General features: G+C 56.2%; 8 protein-coding genes. 2 read left to right on the top strand and 6 right to left on the bottom strand.

Annotation, left to right across the window (positions count from 1 at the left end; all coding sequences use genetic code 11):
- Positions 1-464 precede the first annotated feature (464 nt).
- From BLX42_RS23970 to BLX42_RS23985, 4 genes are all read right to left on the bottom strand, one after another.
- Positions 465-1,739, bottom strand: coding sequence for an OprD family porin (locus tag BLX42_RS23970; RefSeq protein WP_161872811.1), 1,275 nt, complete (start codon positions 1,737-1,739; stop codon positions 465-467).
- 34 nt (positions 1,740-1,773) lie between these two features.
- Positions 1,774-3,108, bottom strand: a complete 1,335-nt coding sequence (locus BLX42_RS23975; protein WP_161872812.1) for an MFS transporter — start codon at positions 3,106-3,108, stop codon at positions 1,774-1,776.
- 306 nt (positions 3,109-3,414) lie between these two features.
- The gene (locus BLX42_RS23980) at positions 3,415-4,491 is read right to left on the bottom strand and encodes an aromatic ring-hydroxylating dioxygenase subunit alpha (protein WP_161872813.1); all 1,077 of its coding nucleotides are present in this window, start codon (positions 4,489-4,491) and stop codon (positions 3,415-3,417) included.
- A gap of 36 nt (positions 4,492-4,527) precedes the next feature.
- On the bottom strand, positions 4,528-5,481 hold the full coding sequence (locus BLX42_RS23985) for a PDR/VanB family oxidoreductase (protein WP_161872814.1): 954 nt from the start codon (positions 5,479-5,481) through the stop codon (positions 4,528-4,530).
- A 286-nt stretch (positions 5,482-5,767) separates the two neighbouring features.
- Here BLX42_RS23985 and BLX42_RS23990 point away from each other — a divergent pair, with 286 nt between their 5' ends.
- Both BLX42_RS23990 and BLX42_RS23995 read left to right on the top strand, forming a co-directional pair.
- Positions 5,768-6,238, top strand: coding sequence for a MarR family winged helix-turn-helix transcriptional regulator (locus tag BLX42_RS23990; RefSeq protein ID WP_161872815.1), 471 nt, complete (start codon positions 5,768-5,770; stop codon positions 6,236-6,238).
- Between the two features lie 246 nt (positions 6,239-6,484).
- A complete protein-coding gene (locus BLX42_RS23995; protein WP_161872816.1) occupies positions 6,485-7,375 on the top strand; it encodes a serine hydrolase in 891 nt (296 codons plus the stop codon).
- A 284-nt stretch (positions 7,376-7,659) separates the two neighbouring features.
- Here the strand turns inward: BLX42_RS23995 and BLX42_RS24000 are convergent, their stop codons facing one another.
- Together BLX42_RS24000 and BLX42_RS24005 are read right to left on the bottom strand one after the other, a co-directional pair.
- Positions 7,660-7,923 (bottom strand): DUF3077 domain-containing protein, encoded by a 264-nt coding sequence (locus BLX42_RS24000; RefSeq protein ID WP_161872817.1) that lies wholly within the window; start codon positions 7,921-7,923, stop codon positions 7,660-7,662.
- A gap of 144 nt (positions 7,924-8,067) precedes the next feature.
- On the bottom strand, positions 8,068-8,295 hold a 228-nt coding region (locus BLX42_RS24005), incomplete at its 5' end, for a hypothetical protein (RefSeq protein WP_161872818.1).

Genomic DNA, 8,295 nt, shown 5'->3' on the forward strand with positions numbered 1-8,295 from the left:
AAGTGCGGCGAGAGTATGTTTGGGAAATGGACTACAAGGAAGAGGGAAAATCTGATTTCTTGGTGTTTCCAGCGCTCAAGATGTGGGGGTATTGATCGGTCTATGTCAACCAGTCTCGTGATGAACCGATGTTACTGAAACGACGGCCATCCGGCGCTGGACGTCACCACCCTGGCAGGATCTTGTTCGACGGGAAGGTCATCGTTGCGGTGGGCGTGAGCACCCCGGTAGGGGCCCACGATGATCCGATTTCGGTGGCAGGTGCACAGCGTTGGACGCCGCTCGCTAGCTGTTGTGGTGTCTCACCCAGCGCAACGCAGCCGGTCGAGCCGTTAACGTTACGCTGTAGTGGATCACCGAAAGATCGATAGCGGTCACCCCTGACTGCTATCGATAGCTGCCCATGGTAGTGGGCTGCTGGCGAACGCCGAAGTACTTGATTTCGTCAAACGTCATGCCGTGTTTTAGAATTTCACTGTGTAATCTACATTGACTCTCGTTTCGTTGTCGTCTCTGAAGGTTGCCGCTGAGCTCAGATCGTTTCGGTAAAATGCATGCCGGACGCGAAACGCTAAATCTCTGGCTGGTCCAGACTGTACGACGTAAGAAAGCTCCAGGTCTTTCGATGACTCTGTAAGGTCGCTGCCTCCGAGATGGGGCAAATCAATATTCGTTCCCCTTAGATAGCGGATCATGCCCGTGAGCCCCGGAATACCCATCGCCACAAAGTTGTAATCGTATCGCAAAAGCATTGTGCGTTCTTTGGGGTTCACGAAATCCGCGCTCATGGTCCCATCACTCAGAACGACAGGCTCGCCTCCAGCGAGATAGGCGAAGGCCGTATCTCCGGTTTGATACATGTAGCCCATTCCAAACGTATGCCCACCCGTTTGGTAGCTCATCGTCAGGCCGGCATTAAGGTTGTCTACTTTGCCAGCCTCTGCACGCCCGTTCTCTCGGCTGTCGAACACTCGCAACTCCGTTTTCAACTTACCCCGCCCAGCTGCAATAGAATGAATACCTCCAATGAAGTCCTGCTCATAGATATTTTCAAGATTTGCGTGGTAATAACGCGCTGTGAAATTTTCTGAAACGCGGTATTCGCCACCCAGGTAGTCGAAGCGATCAGAGAATACGCCAGGCTTGAACCGTCCGTTCGGTGAAGCCATTGCGATGAGCTGGTTGTTTGTCGAGTCCCGAAGGTTGACTCGATCCATCCGCCCGGCCTGTAACGTGAGGTGCTCAATTTCTGAGCTCGTTATTGACGCGCCCCTGAAAGTTTGAGGCAGGAGGCGTGCAGGGCTAGCAGTGATCACGGGAAGCGCGGGAAGTTGCGTGCCTACTGAAAGGTTCGTTTGTGAGAATCGAGCTTTCACCGCAACGCCGAGTTCAGAGTACGCGTCTTGTGCTCTGCGCGTCTGTGGATCTATAGGCAGCAGTTGGGTGCCCGATCGTTCAGGTGACGAATCAAGTTTCACCCCAAGCATCCCTGTGAGATCCAGGCCCAAGCCTACGGGGCCATCGGTGTAGCCAGAGTTCGCTTTGATAATGAAGCCTTGAGCCCATTCACGAACTGCCGAAACGGATGAGTCCCCTTTGTAATCTCGATCGAGATAGTAATTCCGGGTGGTCAGGGCAACCGTACTGTCTTCAAAGAAAGCTGCTGAAACAACATTGCTCATGCACAGAGATGGCACGCCTAGCGCAAACAGCGGCAAGCAATCGGCAAAACGTCGCATCGGATTTACCTTCTTGTTATGGTTTTTTGGTATTTCAGAGGCTTGTGGCAGCGTGTAGTGCTTTGGGTGGAGTTATTCTCAGCAGGGCGACCGCTATAGCGGCGAGAACGAACGTCATTGCGAAGAGCATGTACAAATCAGAAGGGGTCCATTGCGCGTCGATCAGACGTCCAGCTACAAGAGGGGAGGCAATTGCTCCCGCACGACCGATGCCGATACCCCAACCCAAGCCAGTCACACGCTGGCTAGCGTCGTATATGGAAGGTGTCACCGCGTAAAGCCCCGCCACACAACCATTCACGAAAATGCCGATCAGGATGGCCAGCGCAAATGCCAGGTTCAGCGTGTTGGTAAATTTGACAAAGACGGCCAGCAGCAAGGCGTTTGCAAGGAGGTAGATCATCAATACTTTGGACAACCGGAAGCGTGCGGCCAATAGCCCTACCAACGCGGTGCCGAATATACCCCCCACGTTGAGAAGCACGCCTCCGGTGATACCTTGCTCATTGGACAGCCCCGCAGTGACAAGCAATCTTGGGGTCCAGCTCATTACAAAGTAGAAACCGAACATGACCAGAAAGAATGACGCCCAGATCAGCAACGTTGAGCGCAAGAGGGCGGGGGAGAACAGCTGAGCGAACGATGCTCGCAGTGATGGGCGCTCAACCTGGCTCGTTTCAGGTATTTCGGTAAGTGGTGCGAGTTTCACCTTGAGGCGCAAGTGGTTGATCCGCTTGATTGCGCTTTCGGACTTGCTCGACATCAAAAACGCGAGCGATTCTGGCAGCCACAAAAACAACGCGGGAAGGGTTGCGAGCGTGACGAACCCACCATAAAGAAACACGGACCTCCATCCCAGCGCAGGAATCATTTTTGCTGCGATTAGCCCACCAATGGTGGCGCCAAGTGCATAGGCAGTCGATTGCAGGCTGATTGCGAGTCCCCGCCAGCGCTTGTTGGCGTATTCGCCAGCGATGACATAGCTGCTGGCCAAAATGCCACCGATCCCCAGGCCGGTCACGAAACGGAAGGCTGCAAGCATCTGTGGGCCGGTGGCCTGCGAGGATAGAACCATGCCAGTCCCTGCCACGCCTACACAGACAAGAATCAGCGGCCGACGGCCGAAGCGGTCAGCCCAAGGGGCAATGAACAGTGAGCCAATTGCCATGCCGACCAAGCCAGCGCTCAGCAGATAACCAAGTCGCAGTCCGTTGAGCCCCCAGTCAGCGGCGACGGAGGAGGCTGTGAAGGCCATCACCAGAACGTCGAAGCCGTCTAGCATGTTGATTACGAAGCAGAGGGTGATGACCCACCACTGGAAGGCGGACATCTTTTTCTCATCGAGCTGGTGCCCGGCGTAGTTACTCATGACGGCAGGCCTCTTGACTGATGAAAGGCCTGTACGTGAGGTGCGCGGACAGGCTTTGCAGCATTGCCTGGGCGGCGAGTAGGAGAGACATGGAGTAATCATTTTTTTGTACCTCAACCTTACTGGCCCCGAGATACACAACACCACGATTTCCGGACATAGCTAGGCCTCGCTCTCTTGTAGTTATCATTGAACAAGTTGCACGCTGGTGCAGGGTGTTTCAGAGCGCCCCAAGAGGGGCGGTATTGCGTTTGCGGCGTGTAAAAAAGTGCATAGATACCCGCACGATATAAATGCACTGCGCACTCAACTAACGGAGTTGCAAAGTTTTTCGATGATGCGACGGGCTCTGTTGGCGCCAGCATCGACATGGATGTCGATCATGGGCCGCTCACCGAACCGGCACATGTTCTTGTATTGAGACTCGATGACGACCTTGTCTTCATCGAACGTCATCATCGTTTGCTGGACGACCTTCGCCTTGACCTCTTCGTGATTGCTTTTCGGGTTGGTGGCGATTGTCCAGAAGTAGTGGCTGGTGGTCTCGGTTTCTGGGGTCACACCGTGGAAACCGCGCATATGGAAGCCACCACGTTGTGGATTGTCCAAGGACTCGGTCCCCGCGTCAGTGGCACCTGTCCAAATACGCAGGTGGCTGACATGGAATTCAATTTCCTGCCATCGGTCGACAGTGTCTTTGAACGGATAAGCGGCCGCGTACGTCGGCGGCGGCACAGAGCCGGGCATGTGCCGAACCACACGAACATGATTGTCGTCACCTTCTACTGTCATTTTCGCATTCATGTGAATGCTGGCATTCCCGCCAATCGTGCGTAGGTGCACATAGCCCAAATGGCTCAGATCCATCAAGTTGTCGTGAATGAGCTGATACGGGGCATCGTAGTGATACACATCACCGTCAAAAAGATAGTCTCCACTGCTGTGGATATCGTAAGAGGGTGGTTCAGTAGTAGGCTCAGGATGTTCGGGGCTTGCGAACCAGATCCAGACAATCTGATCTTTTTCTACGACGTGGAAGGCCGCCACCTTCGCTTTACTCGGGATTTTGTCTTGCCCAGGAATCTCGATGCATTTGCCTTCATCGTTGAACAGGAGGCCATGATAGCCACAGCGAAGCCCCCCCGCCTCAAGTGTGCCGTCGGAGAGAGGCAACGCCCGATGGCAGCAGCGGTTCTCAAGGGCCGCTACCTTTCCATCTGCGGTGCGGAACATGACGACTGATTTATTCAACAAGGTTCGGCCTACGGGGCGATCCTTGAGTTCCCAACCCAAAGCAGCCACATACCATTGGTTGAGCGGAAATGTGGAGGGTTTGGCAGGCAAGATGTCCTGGGCCAACGACTGAAGAGAAGAGGCAGTCATAGGAGTCTCCGTTAAACAGTTAGGTTTTGTCTGACACTAGAGATCAAGCACGAGTCGATGGGACTTCGCCCGAGAGCAACACGGGGTGAAACAATCATTTCTGGCGTGCTCATCGGCCGTCATGAATTGATCCCTGTGATCGGGGATACCTTCCAGTACGCGTGTCACGCACGTCCCACAGACGCCTTGTTCACAGGACGTTTCTACTTCGACTCCCGCTTCGTCCAATACTTCGAACACGGTGCGGTCTGCCGGAATATCGAATGATCTGCCGCTGCGGGCGAGCACGACTTGGAAGGGTGCATTGGCACCTTGGTCAATGACTTGTCCGGCGAAGAACTCTCTGTGCATCCGCTCTTGCGGCCAGCCGGCGGCCTCACCTGTATCAAGGATGTGATTCATGAAGCCGGAGGGGCCGCAGACGTAGAGATGGCGTCCCTCATCGACTGCGTCGAGAATTGCTGCCGCATTCAGTTTTTGCTGTTGTGGACCGTTGTCATCGTGCAGCACTACGCGGTCCGCGAAGGGGGCGTCAGCGAGTGCCTTGACGAAGGCTGCGCGGTCGCAGGAGCGAAAGCAGTAATGAAGCTCGAAGTCAGCTTTGCGATGGGCAAGCTCATACGCCATGGCCAGGATCGGGGTAATGCCGATACCACCTGCAAAAAGCAGATGACGTGCAGCGCCATGATCCAGTTTGAACAGGTTGCGCGGCGCACTGATGGTCAGCTCATGGCCTTGGCCGACAATCGAGTGCATTGCCTCTGATCCGCCACGGGAGTTGGGTTCCTTGAGGACACTGATCAGATAACGATTGCGCTCTCGGGGGTCATTGCACAGCGAATACTGGCGAATGAGCCCACCCGGGATATGGACATCGATGTGAGCACCGGCCTCGAAAGGTGGCAGGGTTTCACCCTTCACGGGGCTCAATTCAAAGCTGCAAACACCTTCAGCTTCGTTTGCCTTGCGGCTAACGTTTACTTGAAGCATTACTCATCCCCCCACAGTTAAGTGGCTACAAAAAGAATACGGGTGGTTAATTCAACTGGGAGGAGGTCAGCCTGGAGCGAAGGGCGGCCGCTCAGGTTTGCAGCTAGACACGCGGAAGGCGAGTGGATCGCGGATTTTCATGGCACTACCTGATAATTATTTTTGTGAGGTGCTTTGACGGCATATAATGCTGGGCTGGCCCCAGCTATTGGTTGAGTTAATCCTCGGATCAATTAGTTGCGGTGTCAACTAATTTTTCGAGAACTCGATTGGAGGTGTGCGCTCAATGGCCTCGGAACCCCAGCTGGACCTCGCTCGCTACGTGCCAGCGCAGCTGAATTTTTTATCCAACAAGCTCTCGTCAGGCGCTTCCCAGTGCTATCGCAAACACTTCGAGATTGGTGTTGTGGAGTGGAGGATGCTGTCCATGCTGGCTGTGGAAAGCGGGATCACTGCCAATCGGATCTGCCAGGTGATCGGTCTGGACAAAAGTGCTGTGAGCCGCGCGTTGCACGCGCTAGAGGTAGCAGGGCGAGTTCGCACAGAGGCGGATCCTGCTGATGGACGACGCTACACCGTGTCGCTTACAGAGAGCGGTACGCAGTTGTACAAGCGGGTCTTGAAGGTTGCGCTTGAGAGAGAGCGCCGTCTGCTCAGTGGCCTTTCACCTTCGGAAGTGGACACGCTGATCGACCTGCTCGGTCGCCTGAACGCCCAGGTCGCCAACGTCAATGAGTACGATCCAGATAAACCGTGAATCGATGATGGTTGCGGCGAGGCATGGCTGTAGCTTTGCGCGCAACGATGGCCATGAGATTCGTTTCATTAACCGGTAATCCTGGGCTAACCGCCGTGACGCTCATTGGCTACGGCAGCGCATCGGGCAGACGTTCGCGTGGAAACCCCACATCAAAAGACATCAGCTTGGAGTTTGCGAGGTGGCAATGGGGTATGTTGTCGCCGCCCCCTCCAAACTGACCTGTCATTCCTGCGTGAGCACTCAATGCTGATCTCTACCCTTTTCGACGGCCGACTGATATCGCCAGCCTTGCCGGACGACCCCCTCGTGCCCTGGTGGAGTTTCACGAAAACGGTGTTAGCCGCGACCGCCCTGACATTGGTGCGCGACGGTAGGCTCGACTTGGATGCTTCGCTTCCCGAAGGTGTTTTCACTCTGCGCCAACTGCTGCGTCACGAGGCGGGCCTTGCGGACTATGGCGAACTTCCCGAATACCACGCCGCCGTAGCCAACCATGAGTCCGCATGGCCCGCAGGCGAAATGATGCAGCGCCTGGATGGACACCGACTCCGATACAACCCGGGAACGGGTTGGCATTACTCGAATGTTGGTTTCATGCTGGTAGCCCAAATCATCGAGCGTGCCGCCGATCTGCCGCTCGCAGACGCTATCAGGCAGCAAGTCCTGAGTCCGCTTGGCATATCGACGGTTCGCTTGGCAACGGAGCGTGCTGAGCTGAATGGGAGGCTCCTCGGCAGGTCGTTGAATTACGACCCCGGCTGGGTCTACCACGGATTGCTGATTGGCCCTGTCTCACAGGCTGCCCGGCTGCTGGATGGCGTGCTCGCTGGAGGCCTCCTACCCAACAATCTGCTTCAGGAAATGCAGACGACGCGGGTACTGGGTGGCCCGATAGCAGGCCGGCCTTGGCTCGCGCCCGGTTACGCACTCGGCATGATGCGAGGTGGAATCGAGGGTGACTTGATGTTGGCTGGGCATACCGGATTGGGCCCGGGAAGCGTTATTGCGGTCTATCGGTGTGTCGTTGGTGACTCCGCCGCATGCTGTGCAGCTCACTCGATTGGGGCGGATGAGGCAGGTATCGAAAAGCTGGTAGTTCAAGAAATACGAGAGGCGCTGGAAGCGACACGCTGAAGCTTCGCGTGCCCCTCGGGGCGCTCTCTCTGCTCAATGTCCGCAATGGCTCCACAGCAGCCGGTCGCGACCGATTGATCGCTTTCGACCTATAGCAGGCAGCGACCCAAAGCTCTGTGGTCAGTACTGGCCTCATCCCCAGCAAGCCGGCCACAGAATGGACTGCCCCCAGGAAATCACCAGCCTTCAGGCATGCGCTGTACCTGTGGGAGCCGCGCTTGCCGGCGATGGGCCGCGAAGCGGCCTCGGTTACAGATGTCCGCCATGGTCGGGCAGTTCAGCCCTTAGTGCATCATGCCCAGCTCGGCATCATCCATCAGTGCTTTGGCCAACGCACTCAGGTAGTGCGAAGCCCAGATCAGCTGTGGTTTATCTTCCATCAAGCCTTCGATGGTCAGGTCCCGCACATAGCCCATCAGCTCTGAAGCCTGTTCGCGGGCATTCTGGCAGGGGATGCCCGCTTCGATGCGAAACAGTGGGTGGGTCTGGTTTTCACCCTGGTAGAACGTGGTCTTGCCGACAGTGACTTTGGTGTCGTCTGGGGTCATTGCGTATTCTCCCTGAAGGTTTAGGGCCTGGGCGAACGTCATGACGGGCAACCCGCCTTTAGCTCAGCACCGGTCTCACGCAGCGCGCTGTGCGTATGGGCTTGCCGGCGACAGCGCCCACCCAGGCAAAACAGGCTTAACGGCCTAGTGCAGGGTGCGCGGCTCGGGCGGCATCTGCAGCTGGATCAGGGCTGATTCGAGCAGCACACGTAGCGACTCGAGCTCATGCATCGAGGCCATCATCAGAACCGAGGCGGGCGTTCTGGGCTGTAGCGAAACAGCCTGCTGCGCCACGCTTTGCGCGCACAGGGCGAACTCCGCAGCCTGGATGATCGTGTCTTCGAGGGAGTGGTGGTTGTGGGGTGGATCGGG

Source organism: Pseudomonas sp. SG-MS2 (assembly GCF_009933855.1).
Taxonomy (GTDB): domain Bacteria; phylum Pseudomonadota; class Gammaproteobacteria; order Pseudomonadales; family Pseudomonadaceae; genus Aquipseudomonas; species Aquipseudomonas putida_E.

Bases quoted from the DNA above. Each gene is read 5' to 3' on its own strand.
- BLX42_RS24000 (WP_161872817.1), bottom strand. From the start codon at position 7,923: ATGACCCCAGACGACACCAAAGTCACTGTCGGCAAGACCACGTTCTAC.
- BLX42_RS23995 (WP_161872816.1), top strand. From the start codon at position 6,485: ATGCTGATCTCTACCCTTTTCGACGGCCGACTGATATCGCCAGCCTTG.
- BLX42_RS23970 (WP_161872811.1), bottom strand. From the start codon at position 1,739: ATGCGACGTTTTGCCGATTGCTTGCCGCTGTTTGCGCTAGGCGTGCCA.
- BLX42_RS23985 (WP_161872814.1), bottom strand. From the start codon at position 5,481: ATGCTTCAAGTAAACGTTAGCCGCAAGGCAAACGAAGCTGAAGGTGTT.
- BLX42_RS23980 (WP_161872813.1), bottom strand. From the start codon at position 4,491: ATGACTGCCTCTTCTCTTCAGTCGTTGGCCCAGGACATCTTGCCTGCC.
- BLX42_RS23990 (WP_161872815.1), top strand. From the start codon at position 5,768: ATGGCCTCGGAACCCCAGCTGGACCTCGCTCGCTACGTGCCAGCGCAG.
- BLX42_RS23975 (WP_161872812.1), bottom strand. From the start codon at position 3,108: ATGAGTAACTACGCCGGGCACCAGCTCGATGAGAAAAAGATGTCCGCC.